Origin of the sequence: Rhizobium sp. N621 (genome assembly GCF_001664325.1) — a bacterium.
GTDB lineage: Bacteria > Pseudomonadota > Alphaproteobacteria > Rhizobiales > Rhizobiaceae > Rhizobium > Rhizobium esperanzae.
In genome coordinates, this window is record NZ_CP013497.1 from 349,150 (window position 1) to 362,581 (window position 13,432).

Here is a 13,432-nt window from a genome sequence, read left to right on the forward strand (position 1 = left end):
ACCTTGGTCATGCACCAAGGTCGCTAATCAGGCAAAATAGATTGATTGGATGCCATCATCCGCGTTTTGAATAACGCTAAAAACGCGGCACCGAAAACGCCTGGGGACCGAGCGCGAACTCGCGACCGCGGCACTCAGCACACTTTAAGTCAGCCAACAGTGAGCGCGGCTGTTGCCCCGGTTGCGCTAGCCAAATGTCGTGATGCTCGGATGGAACTCGCCGATTGCAAATTTTCTTTCTGCTTTATACGTCGTAAGGGGTGCCTTTGACCTTGCCCCGTTGAAATAATCCATTTTGAAGTAAGCTCTGGCCCATTGAGAGGACCAGGGAATGAAGCGCAATCGTTTCACAGACGTACAGATCTCGTCAAACTTGGAACACGCACCCGTTTGCATAGTTTGCCCAAGGTCGGGATCCCGTTCCGCAAATTTGGGACAAATTCGAGCCATACGTGCGGCGACGCCGATGGCCGCCGCGTTCGATTGCTGAACCCGCTTAGTCGACTGCGCGGCTGCCGGTATGGTCTAACATCGTCGCGTTCATGTTTGGCCCGGAGTTGGTATGGGGGCTGGCCGGAATAAAAACACGCCCATTAAAATATCTCAATAGAATCAACTGGCTGGGCGACATCGGAGCGACGCGTCCGGAGCCTGGCTTGAATTGAACCGAACCGAATTGGCGCAGGACCATTTACACAGCACGCTGAAATCTGCATATTGCCGCGCGTTGTCGCTATCCCAAGTTGATGCACGAGTCGTTTTCGCTCCCGTCAAAAGCAGCTGGGCACGAGCTCTTTTCAAGAATTTAGAAGGCAAGGATATGGAAAATTTTGTGTATCTGTTGGAGCCGGAAAGTGCGATCTTTCGCGCCGCTGAGCTCCCTGATCGCAACAGCATTGCATCGATCGCCGGTTTAATTGGCAGTGATCTTATTCAGACGATCCGCTTCGACGACATGCACTCGCTATTTGTTGGCGAAGAAGCTTTGCGAGTTGGGTTAACCGCCTTTACGATCTTTGACGGGTACCCGATCCCTCTTGCCGGGCAGATAGCGCTTTTGGGAGGCGATGGTAGTAAACCTTATCGTTCGCCGTCAATAACGATGACGGAAGCCGCGCGACGTTTTGAATGTTGCCGGCCGGTGCTTGATCCTGTGTTTGTTCCGATGGACCGAGTGGCGAACAAGGGCCTCATCGTTGCGGGCGCACTGGAAGGCCTGCAAGTGCGTATTGATCGCCGCTCCCCGGTGCTCCTATGAGCGCAATGACGAATGATAGGATCCAGGAGAATGAACTCTATCGCGCCGATTCGCTGAGAGTCCGCGAGCGTGGCGACATGGGCTCGAGAAACGGAAAGCTGACGCCTCAAAGCGGCGTTTACTACGTTGCCGAAGGCCTCCCGTTCAACTGGACAAAGGTCAACACTGAAGGTCGGAAGACGTTCAGTGCCGGTCTCCAACTACTCTGAGGACTATCGAAGAGACATATGATAACTCTATCGGCGGCTAACACGTCGTTGCGCAGCAATTGATCTTTGATCTTCCCTCAGATTGCTACACTCAGACTGCTCGATCGGCGCCGCAGATTGAAAGCCTGCGTTTGTCCGTTTGGCGATAACTGGGAGGCGGGATCGCCTCCCCGCTGCACGGGCGATCGAGTGATTGAAAAGCCGGCTTCAACTGTCACTTGCTCAAGCTGGCACAACCTTTGAATGCTCGCCTTGCGGGGATCAAAGCAGCCAACTGAATTCGATTATTGGAGAAAGCGACGAAGCGCATGCCAAATGTGCATCACATCGGGGTCTCGACGGTGGCGGTGCCAGCTGCGGACGCCGCACGTCAAACCGGCATAGCCGTCGACCACTGCGACGATTGCCAAACACGCTATTTCAGCCGACCATGCCAGATGGGTCTCAAGTTATATTTTGATGACTATGTGCTCTTCCGCGTTTTTTCGCGCGCACTTGAAGAAATTGAGATGGGGATTGCCACCGCGACCGAGGCAACCGGCCTTTCGCTTAGGGAGCTGCGGGATATACCAGCCCGCAGTTTTCCGGCAAGGCTTATCCGCGCTTTTGCCCTGCAAGAGGCGAGTGATTGCATGCCTGATGCAGAGGAGCAACTGTTGCGCGATATGCTCCTAGGGCATGTGCGGCCAGGCGACCCTGAGGGCGTGCGTTTTGCTAAGATCATTGCGCGACGTTCCATGCGCGAAGACCACCTCTGGCGGGATCTCGGCTTGCTTGACAAAGCCGAACTTAGGAGATTGCTGTTCGCGCATTTTCCGGCGCTGGTGGCAGGCAACACCAACAACATGAGGTGGAAGAAGTATTTTTACCGCAAGATTTGCGAAGCTGAAGGCTTTTCCCTTTGTAGCGCTCCCAGCTGCAAGGAATGCGGCGATTTTAATGAATGCTTTCTCCCTGAGGAAAGCGGAAGTCTTTCTGGAGCGGCAGAGTTCGTCGGGCGCGAGATCTTGAAAACGTGAAGGCCACAGATGCAACCTGGCGGGCTTGTCCGGCGACGTTGAACCGATACGGGGGATTATTGCTCCCGATATTACGACTGTGCGGGCACGCGCAAATGCCACTTTCCTAAAGATGAGCGGTGATGTCGTCGTCGGATAATGATCATCGGTCAATTCTGATAGCACCTACTAAAATTGCCTTAAGCTCTTCGCCGTATTCGACTACGCGATCCACATTTGTCGGAGCTGAGCGTATGGCCGGAAAAAAGCGTCCGCGACTAGCGCTTTAACTTGATAGCTTGCTCACGATCTTTGCTGTAGCCTTCGAGCATTTCCTCAGAATCTGGCCCGCTGACGATCGAAACCGGCTCCGTTGTCAATCTCAGCCAATGGCGAAACAATCCGGGCCTGCAAGACTGCAGCTGCCAAGCTGTCGGCATTCCCCCTATTTGTTCATGGAGACAGCATAACAGCGAGTTTGTTGTAAGCGACAATCTCTACTGTGCCTTCATATGCGTTCTGCTGATCATCCGGCCTTGATTCGGACGCGTGGTGCGAGCCGATCGGCCGTCAAGACGGTACCGATCTGCTTGGCTCTACGACTTGCCACACTACTTCTGTCCCTCGCCTGAGATGTAAGGATACGGACGAGATTTGTTGATCTTTGACGCAAGCGATTTCCAACCGACAAGACCTCGCAGCCGCTTCGTCCAGTTTGGCGGTTTCGAGACAAGAGTTTGTCGATCCCGCCTTCGAAAGTTTGGAACTAAATAGCTGAAGATCAGCAAAACAGCTGTTTTATATGCTGCTGCCCACATGGCACGGGTTTTGAAGATTGCCATGCGAGGCGGCGCGAGCTGCCTGCCTTTTACTCAGCGATGGATGGAACGAAAGAAGGAAGGCGATATGGTAGATTTGCGTCAAATCGCATTTTACGGCAAAGGGGGGATCGGCAAGTCCACCACCTCCCAAAATACGCTCGCAGCGCTTGTCGACCTCGGGCAGAAGATCCTGATCGTCGGATGCGACCCGAAAGCCGACTCCACCCGGCTGATCCTGAACGCCAAAGCACAGGACACGGTTCTTCATCTGGCGGCGCAGGAAGGTTCGGTGGAAGACCTTGAGCTCGAGGACGTGCTCAAGGCCGGCTACAAAGGCATCAAGTGCGTGGAGTCCGGCGGTCCGGAACCGGGCGTCGGCTGCGCCGGGCGCGGCGTCATCACCTCGATCAATTTCCTCGAAGAGAACGGTGCTTATGACGATGTCGACTACGTCTCCTATGACGTGCTCGGCGATGTGGTGTGCGGTGGCTTCGCGATGCCGATCCGTGAGAACAAGGCCCAGGAGATCTACATCGTGATGTCCGGCGAGATGATGGCGCTCTATGCCGCCAACAACATCGCCAAGGGCATCCTGAAATATGCCCATTCCGGCGGCGTGCGGCTCGGCGGCCTGATCTGTAACGAGCGCCAGACGGACCGCGAGCTCGACCTCTCCGAGGCGCTGGCTGCCAGGCTCAATTCCAAGCTCATCCACTTTGTGCCGCGTGACAACATCGTCCAGCACGCCGAGCTCAGGAAGATGACGGTGATCCAGTACGCGCCGGACTCCAAGCAGGCCGGGGAATATCGGGCGCTAGCCGAGAAGATCCATGCCAATTCGGGCCAAGGGACCATTCCGACCCCGATTACCATGGAAGAGCTCGAAGACATGCTGCTCGACTTCGGCATCATGAAGAGCGACGAGCAGATGCTGGCCGAATTACAGGCCAAGGAGTCAGCGGTGGTTGCGGCTCAATAACTGCCGCTGTCGACAGGACGCGCTGGCCCTTGAGCCAGCGCGTCCTTCCACGAAAGACGCTTCGGCGACGACGACCTAACCCGAACCTTGAAAGGGGGCAGGGGCCCATGAGCCTTGATTACGAGAATGACAGCGTTTTGCATGAAAAGCTCATTGCGGAAGTGTTAGCGCAATATCCAGACAAGGCGGCGAAGCGCCGCAAGAAGCACCTCAGCGTCGCAACGAGCCGCGACGAGCCTGGCGATGAGCCGAAGGCCCTTTCCGAATGCGACGTCAAATCGAACATCAAGTCCATTCCGGGCGTGGCACATGCCCAATAGGACCCAGCTTTCGAGGGAAAAAAACGTGTCAAATATTGAATGTGAACGTGACACGGACTGCAGGCGAAAGTCTTTGCGTGCACCGTCGTCGATTTTCGTTCCGAACACAAATAGCGGGGCGCAGTTGCCTTGGTATACTATCTACCCAACAATACAGGAGTTTTCTCCAGAAATCGGCGCCCACACATATGAGCAATGGCTGAGAAGCCAGGGAACTGATGACGCTGTCTCGCTCTATCTCCACATTCCATTCTGCCGCTCGATGTGCTGGTATTGTGGTTTTCCGACTAGGGCGTAGACTCATAACGATCTGATCCAGATGCGTGCTGCTGCCAGCTTGATTGCGGCGAGAAAGTTGCGCGGGTCTTTGTCGTATCTGGTTGCAATGCCCCGGAACTGTTTGAGTTTGTTGAAGAACCGTTCGATCAAGTTGCGTTGGCGATAGACCCATGCACTGAAGGGGAAGCTGGCCTTGCGATTACGTTTTGCCGGAATGTTGGCCCAGGCCCGTTTTTCCTTGGCCAAGTCTCGCAAGGCGTTGGTGTCGTAGGCGCGGTCAGCAAGGAGGATCGCGCCTTCTCGCATGTCCTGCAGCATCGGCTCTGCCATCCGGTTGTCGTGGGCTTGCCCCGCTGGCAGATCGAGGCTGATCGGCCTGCCGTCTGCGTCGACGACCGCGTGGATTTTCGTCGTTAGGCCGCCGCGGGAACGTCCCATGCAGCCATCGTCTCGATCCCCCTTTTTCCCGTGGCCGCATGCTGATGAACGCGGACACAGGAACTATCGATCATAACGATGTCGCCGTCGAAGGCCTTTGCGATCTCGCGCAAGACATGATCCCAAACACCCGCTTTTCTCCATCGCACAAAACGGTTGTAGCAGGTGGTATAAGGCCTAGCATCACTCGTCGGGACACTTTGATAACCGATTATCTGGCAATGCTGCGCGAGGAAATCCGCCTGGTCGCCGAGCAAGTGCCGCAGGCACTCTCCGTGGGTGACGTGCACTTTGGCGGCGGATCCCCGACCATTATGCCATCGGCAGACTTCCTGTCGCTAATGGAACTCCTGCGCGGCCGTTTTGCGCTTGAGCGAGGTGCAACCATTGCCATTGAGGTCGACCCGCGCACGTTCACCACCGATATGGCCGAAGCCCTAGAAAGAACCGGTGTGAATCGCGCAAGCGTCGGTGTGCAGAGCTTCGATCCCGTCGTACAAAAAGCGATCAACCGGATTCAGAGCGAGGCGCAAGTGATGACCGCCGTCGAAAACCTCCGCCTGTATGGGGTCAGGCGTATCAATTTCGACCTGATGTTCGGTTTGCCGAACCAAACCGTCCAGTCCTGTCTCGAGAGCGCTATGTTCGCTATTGCGATGCGTCCCGACCGCCTCGCGGTTTTCGGTTATTCCCACGTTCCATCTTTTCGAAAAAATCAGCGCTTGATTGACACAGCAGCACTGCCCGATATAGCCGCGCGAGCTGAGCAGGCCTCAGCCATGGCCGATACGTTAGTTGCAGCAGGCTATCTGCAAATTGGTCTCGACCATTTTGCTTTGTCGGATGACGAGCTTGCAATAGCACAGAGAGCTGGTCGTCTGCGCCGAAATTCGCTTGGTTACTCTGCCGAAACCTGCCCAACTGTCATCGGTTTGAGCGCGTCCGCCATTGGTCGTTGCGGCGACGGTTACGTTCAAAACGATCTCACGCAAAGCTGTTATAACCGACACATAGCATCCGGCCGCTTGGCGATCTCAAGGGGCTACCGTTTAACTACCGAGGATCGCGTAAGAGCTGCAATCATCGAACAGCTCATGTGCTACTTGGAGGCGGACATATCAACAATCAGTACGGCTCAGGGATTTGATCAGACCCATCTAGTGAGTTCAGCTAAGCAGCTAGAGATTCTGGCTGAGGATGGGATCGTTGAGTTTGACAACGGTTTAGTCCGTGTGCGGCACGAACGTCGCTCTGCCCTTCGCCATGTCGCTGCCGCGTTCGATGCTTATCTTGGCCGCCAGCCGATCTAGACTGGCAAACGGAGGGCCTTGAAGTGGTCACATAATCGAGCTCGAGTTCGTCGAGAGGTTAGGCAGGAGGCAAGCTCCCAATTGCTCGATTTTAAATCGATCGCTGAATTCGCAGTCCATGGCATGTGTCGGTCTCGATCGCGTCACAGTTCAGCTCTCGCCACTGGCAAAGAAATCCGCCGTCAATATCGTGAAAGGTCTGGCGCAGCACGGCTTCACCGGCTCGGTTGCGCGCGCCAACTTGAAGCAGCGACACCTTCGTTCAAAACCGACCAGACGCCCGGACAGTTCAGCTTGACGCCACCAATGCGGCTTCGATTGCGCAGGCGGCGGAGACGCGCATCCAGGAAACCTGCGGCAGGCTCGATGTTCACGGTGGCGATCGAGCGCGGTTAATTGCCTAGAACATGGCCTAGGTGTTTAGTCCCGGCATTTGATGGGGCAATATTTTCTTTGGCATGGAGGGAAGCACTATGGGCCAGGTTCTACACGGGAGCGCCACGACGACAGAGGCAATCCGTCGAGCAATACAAAATAGTGAGGAGAGCCTGGGAACGCTTTCGAAGCGATACGGGATCAACCAGAAAACCGTAGCGAAATGGAAGAAACGGACATCGTTGGTCGATCTTCCCACAGGCCCGAAGGACCCGCACTCGACGACCCTTTCCCTCGAAGAAGAGGCCGTTATCGTCGCCTTCCGCCGGCATACGTTGCTACCGCTCGATGATTGCCTCTACGCTCTTCAGCCGACCATCTCACATCTGACGCGTTCGTCGTTACACAGGTGTTTGCAGCGCCACGGCATTTCACGTCTGCCGGAGGTCGGAGGCGACAGGGAACCGAAGAAGAAGTTCAAAACTTATCCGATCGGCTATTTCCACATCGATATTGCCGAGGTGCAGACGGCCGAGGGCAAGCTCTATCTCTTTGTCGCATTTGACCGAACATCCAAGTTCGCGTTCGCAGAACTCTACACCAAAGCCGGCAAGATGAATGCCGCCCAGTTCTTACGCAATCTGATCGCGGCAGTGCCCTACACCATTCACACCGTTTTGACCGACAATGGCATTCAGTTCACTAACCGAGCTTGTGATCGAAATGCCTTCCAGCACATCTTCGATTGGGTCTGCGACGATCACAGCATCGAGCATCGCCTGACAAAGGTGAGCATCCCTGGACCAACGGACAGGTCGAGCGGATGAACCGAACGATCAAGGAGGCGACCGTCAAGCGCTTCCACTACGACGATCATGCGCAATTAAAAAAACATCTGGCCGACTTTATCGACGCCTACAATTTCGGGCGCCGGCTCAAGACGCTAAAGGGCCTCACGCCCTACGAGTTCATCTGCAAACAATGGACTTTGGAGCCAGATCGATTCATCATCGATCCCATCCATCAAATGCCGGGACTAAACACCTAAACACTCTTGTCGTCGATCTCGACGAAATGGGGCCGTGTTCGGAACCCAATTATTTGTCCTTGCCGTACACAGGTGATGCTGCCGCTGGCTCCACGACATGCCCGGGGCGACAGGTTGTTGCACTGCGACAGGTCACCGTTCAAACCGCTCCAGCATTGTTCTCAACTGCGCGTTTTGCAGCCTTAGCTTTCTGGCTAACTGCCCCCTGAGCACCCTGATGTCTTCGTCGAGGCTCATCTGGTCCGCAGTGTGAATTGCCGGGGCAGCGTTTGCAATCGCGGCTGATGCCTTCTTACGCGGGGCGACCTCGAGAGTTCGCTCAAGCCTCGTAGCATCGTGCCCAGCGGCGATGTCGGTACCAAGCCCGCCGAATGGAGGTGGATCGGCCGCCTCAACGTTTTTGGCATCTTGGCCGTCGACCTGATCGTGGCCACCGATTCCGACTTCTTTAGAAACAACAAACTCGGTGGAAATTGCAGGAGAATGGCCGTGACGGGGAAGCCCCTCGCTTGCCGGTCGAACGGCGCTTATCAGGCTCTTCTCGGCAGGCGTTTCGGTCGGACCGGCAATGGCCAATGTGTCCGGCGTAACCTTCTGGTCCGAGCCGTTTTCTCGCTTTTGTTCGCGGCCCGGTGAGATCAGTCGGGCAAGAAGTTTCCAGGGAGACGCCATCTATCTGACCTCGCGTTTTATCCCGCAAGCAGGCAGTGAGTTTGGGGTCCGGCAACAGCATTCACCGTTGCCGAATTGTTTGTCTCGATAAGAATGTAGATACGGTCGCTTATTGACCGGCCGCTTATATCATTCGAGCTTGAGCCGTTTGCGCAGATCTTCATTTTCAGCGCGAAGTTTTTCAGCAAGAAGCTTGCGCAGCCGCTGATTTTCCTCTTCCAACTGCAAAAGGTCTGCCATTTCATCGCTCGCCGTCATCGGGGCAGCCGGCGCTGCCTGCACAGCCTTTGGAGCACGGCGCACAGGTGCGCGTTTGGCCCTCGCCGTGGCTTCGATAGCCTTTGTCTTGCGCCCTCTCCTCTTCACACCACCGTCCCCGGCCAGCGCACCTGCCGGCTCTGCCGTAGCGTCAGCTAACGCGGTCTCGAGTGCCGCGACTTTTTTGGCGCGCGGTTTGCGCTGTTTCTTCGGCGCATTAGGCGTTTCGACAACGGTCTGTCCATCGACCTTGGTTGTCGTATTAGTCTCGTCGGCCATGCTCATCTCCTGTATATCTGATGCAGTTGTCGACGGCCCGATGGGCGCTGTCAACAACTGCTCGGCCTGATCTTGTTCCGGCAAAGACATTTCGCTGTCGGGTTTGCCACTCTGAGAGCTACCTGACAGAAAAGGCAATGCCTCTTCCTCTAGATCGCGCGCGACTGACTTTAGATCCACATTGCCCCAGATCGAGTTCGATCTGGCATCAAGTTTTCGCCTGCCGTTCTTGTACTCGACGGCAAAACTGCGTTGCACTTTTTTCAATATAAGAGGCCTTGGAGAATCCACGGGGTGGCTGATGTTATGCTGGAACAGCACGAATAGCGCCTACTGGACTACCAGTCTATACCCACGGTCTAGCCTGAGGCCAATTTTTTAGCGCTGCGCTATTTTTTTGGAGTTACCGCGGCCTCTGCCGATTTATCGTCCCGATCCCTAAAGTGGTGAAGGAGCCGCGCACCAACCCAGGCTTCTCCTTCGTCGGCTGGCGCTTCAACGACCAGATGCTGCGCACTTACGCCGGGGGAAAATGTAGAAGCGCTTGGCCCACGTTTCGCGGCACTCGCAGCGCCAGTGCTGATTAAGACCGAACGCAGTTTCCTTGCAGCTAGCGCCGCCATTAGGCTCATCAATGTGCCGAGACGAACATGCGGCTTGGCTTTGTCGGCTGAAACAGGAGTAGCGAAGGAGTGTTGCTTTTACGACAAGACTGCCTTGCACACGGCCGCCATTGAGAGAAGGGTGGGGTCGCCGCTCGCTTCACTGCTGAGTCACGCCATCGTTTTTATGAATGCATTCCATCCAAACAATCGATTTTACTGATCGAAACGGTTGCCCCTAGAAGACGCTGAAGAAGCGTTTTGTAAAAGCCATAATTCGGAGTTCTTAAAATGGGTCCTCGGGTGCCGTGGAGACTGTGCTGGGAAAACGAGATGAGGCAGTCGGTCTGCTGCCTGGTCTCGATCGTTATCTTGCACTCGACGTGATCGGGTAGAATCTTGGTCGTTGCTTCTCGACGTTTCAGTGGGCTCTCACGGGACGCACTTTTGCCCCGGTCGATGCCGCCTCCTATTCGTCTTCACCGCGCGCTGGTCATCTTTCTACTGCTTCCCCTTCTCGCGTTGTGCACATTGAGCGCAGATCGGTTCTCACGCTGTGGGCGCCGTTCGACGTGATTATCAATGGCGGTCCCACCGCGTGGAGCTGAGTTCGGTACTGGCGCATAGTGACGGAGGCCGGCGGCGGAACTCTGTGTGCTATGCCTCGGAGCAGGCGCACTCGCCGCTGCAAGGATACGGTGTGCGACCTTTGCAGCGACCACCAAACGTCGTTGTGGCTGTCGGGCGGAAAGATGAAGGACTGGGTAATGTGGATGCGTTACGCGGCGTTACTGCCGCAAATGCTTCGGTCTGGGTTTCTGTTAGCGCCGATTGTCGGCAATGTCACCGATCCGGTCACGATCTGATTTCAGCTTCGACCCGTGAGCTCTAGGTGCACTGTCAAGCGCCACCCTATGAAACTACGAAAGCCGGTGGCCAGGCCAGAGCGACCTACCTTTCGAAACGAACTGGAGAGCAACCCGGCGTTCCGATCTTGCTCAACACGTCGTTTAACAACAACGCCGAGCCGGTAGTGGATTCGGTTAGGGATGCCGTAACGACCTTTTTGACGACCGACCTGGATGCACTTGTGATCGGTCCATTTCTCGTCAAGAAGCGAATCTCAACGATGGAGGAGTGGAATAAACTAGCAGTTTCCTTGCCACCTTACGCAAGTCTCCATCAGGCGCGTGCATATTCCACCCTGGATCGGCAAGAGACTGTATGTGAGATCCGCACAGGCCCCTCCAGCCTGCAGGCCGTGAGTATTTCTAATTAGGATTGAGGGAGAAGCCCTGGTTGGCGACATTTTGGATGGAATCGCGCCGGTTTCAGGTAGTCGTGAGACTTTCCTAAATGAACTTCGGCAGATTTGGGAGCAGCGTTGCATATGCTTAAGCCCGGTACGTGGCCGCAAATCACAGGTATCCGTCCCCGCTGAGGCCTCGGTGACTAGTGGGCTTTCAGCATAGCTTGGAATCGCTTCGTTACGCCAAACAAACTCGCGAATAGCAAAGCCCGCGACCGACAATGCGCCGTGCCCACGTAATCGCACGGCGAAGCGTCAACAACCATGTCGAAAGAAGGGCCATATGGCTCGGTATTTCAGTGATATCCTACCCGAGCTCGTTCAGCAGGGCACTTCGAAAACTTAAGGAGACTGTGATGGATCCGGTGTGTGAGTTAAACGTACATCGACAGATCGTTTCGCTTCTCGATAAGCCTAACCCTGTAATCTTTGACATTGGGTGCAATGACGAAGCGATGCTCAACGCTTTCTGCGCCTTCTTCCGAGCGCCCAGCTCTATTGCTTTGAGCCAGACCCCAGAGCCGCTGCACGCTTCAAGGAAAAATGGGTTCTTATCGGGATCGGATGAGGCTATCCGAGGTTGCGATCAGCGACCGAAACGCGAGGATCGAGTTTCATCCCAGCAATGGCAATGACAGCGCTAAGGAATGGGATCTCTCGGGCTCGATACGCCGTCCCAAGAACCATCTTTCTGAGTACGAGTGGGTTCGGTTTGACCCTCCGATTTCGGTTGAGACTAGGAGGCTGGATGACTGGTGCAGCGAAGCTGGCCTAGAGAACATAGATCTCATCTGGATGGATGTGCAGGGAGCCGAGGCCGACGTTATTGCCGGTGGCAATCAGATCCTGATGAGAACGCGTTACATATATACTGAGTATAGTGATCATGAGCTCTATGAACGCCAGCTTCCCCTGCGCGCCATTCTTGAGCTCTTACCTTCCTTCCAGATGGTAGTTGAGTATCCCCGAGGAGTGGAGGGTGACGTTTTGCTTAAAAACACAAGCCTATAGCCGGTTCCCTTTTTAGGATTCAAGAACCGCGCCGAGTTTGCCGGAGGCTTTAACTCATGAGAGATTGGAGCCGATATGAGCAAGACAACGAACAAATTCTCGCCTGAAGTCCGTGAGCGTGCCATCCGCACGGTGCTGGATCACGAAGCCGAGCACCGCGCGGTGGGCTGCCGTTTCATCTATCGCGGCCAAGATCGGCTGCTCGCCGGCCACGCTGCACGAATGGGTGAAGAAGACCGAGGTCGATAGCGGTAAGCGAGCAGGCCGGCCGAACGATGTCGCCGAGAAGATGAAGGCTCTTGAGCGGGAGAACCGCGAGCTTCGTCAGGCCAACGAGATTCTGCGCAAAGCGTCGGCGTATTTTGCCCAGGCGGAACCTGCCACCGGGAAAGACGCTCGACAGCTTTGATTTTGATGCAGTATCTATGGTCTCCAAGGCCCAGGTCATGGCCATTGCCGCTGGCGATAGCTGGCTCGCCAAAGGTGCCAATATCCTCATGTTCGGTCCGCCGGGCGGCGGAAAGAGCCATCTCGCCGCGGCCATCGGCCTCGCGCTAATCGAGAACGGTTGGCGGGTGCTGTTCACTCGCACGACCGACCTCGTCCAGAAACTGCAGGTCGCACGGCGTGAACTCCAGCTCGAATCCGCCGTCGCAAAGCTCGACAAGTTCGATCTGCTTATCCTCGACGACCTGGCCTACGTCACTAGGACCAGGCCGAAACCCGCGTGCTCTTCGAACTCATCTCCGCAAGATATGAGCGGCGCTCCATCATCATCACCGCCAATCAGCCCTTTGGAGAATGGAACCGCGTCTTTCCGGACCCGGCCATGACGCTTGCCGCGGTGGACCGACTTGTTCATCACGCTACGATCTTCGAAATGAACGTCGAAAGCTAACGGCGACGTTCCGCGATGGAGGCCAAACGTGGTCGACCCAGCCGGCTTGCGGCCATACCTCTATCTCATTGCAAAACGACGACACTGAAACGTCAGGAATTCGGTCTTCTCCATACAAGGCAGCCGATCGAACAAAATGTCGTAGCCTGACGGGAGACGCGGGGGTGTCCCTCCCGCATGCGGCGCCCTTTGCTATCCCGGATGAAGGGGATGGCGGCAACGACATGCGCAAGCCCACTGAGGATAGAAGGACTGGGTGAAAACGCGCCCCTGAAAACAGTGGGGTTGGCGACACTTGTTGGTTCGGGCAGGCAAGACATCGTCTGCATGCATCAAATGGATGACTCGCATTTAAACAATAGATTTCA

General features: G+C 55.6%; 7 protein-coding genes and 7 pseudogenes. 11 read left to right on the forward strand and 3 right to left on the reverse strand.

Annotated elements, in window-relative coordinates; genetic code table 11:
* The first annotated feature begins 820 nt into the window (after window positions 1-820).
* The 5 genes and pseudogenes from AMK00_RS24210 to AMK00_RS33280 all read left to right on the forward strand — a co-directional run.
* Window positions 821-1,258, forward strand: a complete 438-nt coding sequence (locus AMK00_RS24210; protein WP_064812007.1) for a DUF3846 domain-containing protein — start codon at window positions 821-823, stop codon at window positions 1,256-1,258.
* Between the two features lie 517 nt (window positions 1,259-1,775).
* Window positions 1,776-2,486: a nitrogen fixation protein NifQ gene (locus AMK00_RS24220; protein ID WP_009996802.1), complete on the forward strand. Its 711-nt coding sequence runs from the start codon at window positions 1,776-1,778 to the stop codon at window positions 2,484-2,486.
* 885 nt (window positions 2,487-3,371) lie between these two features.
* The gene (gene nifH, locus AMK00_RS24225; RefSeq protein WP_040111861.1) at window positions 3,372-4,265 is read left to right on the forward strand and encodes a nitrogenase iron protein; all 894 of its coding nucleotides are present in this window, start codon (window positions 3,372-3,374) and stop codon (window positions 4,263-4,265) included.
* Between the two features lie 107 nt (window positions 4,266-4,372).
* Window positions 4,373-4,570, forward strand: a pseudogene (locus AMK00_RS24230) (nitrogenase); the annotation flags it as partial.
* A gap of 40 nt (window positions 4,571-4,610) precedes the next feature.
* Window positions 4,611-4,874: pseudogene (locus tag AMK00_RS33280) on the forward strand (coproporphyrinogen III oxidase); the annotation flags it as partial.
* Window positions 4,875-4,885: 11 nt separating this feature from the next.
* Here AMK00_RS33280 and AMK00_RS24235 read toward each other — a convergent pair.
* Window positions 4,886-5,478: pseudogene (locus AMK00_RS24235) on the reverse strand (IS5 family transposase); the annotation flags it as partial.
* On the opposite strand from AMK00_RS24235, the gene AMK00_RS24245 reads away from it, so the two are divergent.
* Together AMK00_RS24245 and AMK00_RS24250 are read left to right on the forward strand one after the other, a co-directional pair.
* A complete protein-coding gene (locus AMK00_RS24245) occupies window positions 5,368-6,612 on the forward strand; it encodes a radical SAM protein (RefSeq protein ID WP_237350515.1) in 1,245 nt (414 codons plus the stop codon). The pseudogene AMK00_RS24235 and the gene AMK00_RS24245 overlap by 111 nt on opposite strands.
* A gap of 473 nt (window positions 6,613-7,085) precedes the next feature.
* A pseudogene (locus AMK00_RS24250) lies at window positions 7,086-8,035 on the forward strand (IS481 family transposase).
* Between the two features lie 132 nt (window positions 8,036-8,167).
* Here the strand turns inward: AMK00_RS24250 and AMK00_RS24255 are convergent.
* Together AMK00_RS24255 and AMK00_RS24260 are read right to left on the reverse strand one after the other, a co-directional pair.
* The gene (locus AMK00_RS24255) at window positions 8,168-8,707 is read right to left on the reverse strand and encodes a hypothetical protein (protein ID WP_040111865.1); all 540 of its coding nucleotides are present in this window, start codon (window positions 8,705-8,707) and stop codon (window positions 8,168-8,170) included.
* Between the two features lie 129 nt (window positions 8,708-8,836).
* A complete protein-coding gene (locus AMK00_RS24260; RefSeq protein ID WP_040111950.1) occupies window positions 8,837-9,511 on the reverse strand; it encodes a transcriptional regulator in 675 nt (224 codons plus the stop codon).
* A gap of 1,257 nt (window positions 9,512-10,768) precedes the next feature.
* Here AMK00_RS24260 and AMK00_RS31425 point away from each other — a divergent pair.
* The 4 genes and pseudogenes from AMK00_RS31425 to istB form a co-directional block, all read left to right on the forward strand.
* Window positions 10,769-11,318 (forward strand): annotated as a pseudogene (locus AMK00_RS31425) (carbamoyltransferase C-terminal domain-containing protein); the annotation flags it as partial.
* A 401-nt stretch (window positions 11,319-11,719) separates the two neighbouring features.
* Window positions 11,720-12,166, forward strand: coding sequence for an FkbM family methyltransferase (locus tag AMK00_RS24265; protein ID WP_269465932.1), 447 nt, complete (start codon window positions 11,720-11,722; stop codon window positions 12,164-12,166).
* 75 nt (window positions 12,167-12,241) lie between these two features.
* Window positions 12,242-12,530: pseudogene (locus AMK00_RS24270) on the forward strand (transposase); the annotation flags it as partial.
* A pseudogene (gene istB, locus AMK00_RS24275) lies at window positions 12,517-13,061 on the forward strand (IS21-like element helper ATPase IstB); the annotation flags it as partial. The pseudogenes AMK00_RS24270 and istB, both read left to right, overlap by 14 nt.
* Between the last annotated feature and the right edge of the window lie 371 nt (window positions 13,062-13,432).

Bases quoted from the DNA above. Each gene is read 5' to 3' on its own strand.
- AMK00_RS24255 (WP_040111865.1), bottom strand. From the start codon at position 8,707: ATGGCGTCTCCCTGGAAACTTCTTGCCCGACTGATCTCACCGGGCCGC.
- AMK00_RS24220 (WP_009996802.1), top strand. From the start codon at position 1,776: ATGCCAAATGTGCATCACATCGGGGTCTCGACGGTGGCGGTGCCAGCT.
- AMK00_RS24265 (WP_269465932.1), top strand. From the start codon at position 11,720: ATGAGGCTATCCGAGGTTGCGATCAGCGACCGAAACGCGAGGATCGAG.
- nifH (WP_040111861.1), top strand. From the start codon at position 3,372: ATGGTAGATTTGCGTCAAATCGCATTTTACGGCAAAGGGGGGATCGGC.
- AMK00_RS24210 (WP_064812007.1), top strand. From the start codon at position 821: ATGGAAAATTTTGTGTATCTGTTGGAGCCGGAAAGTGCGATCTTTCGC.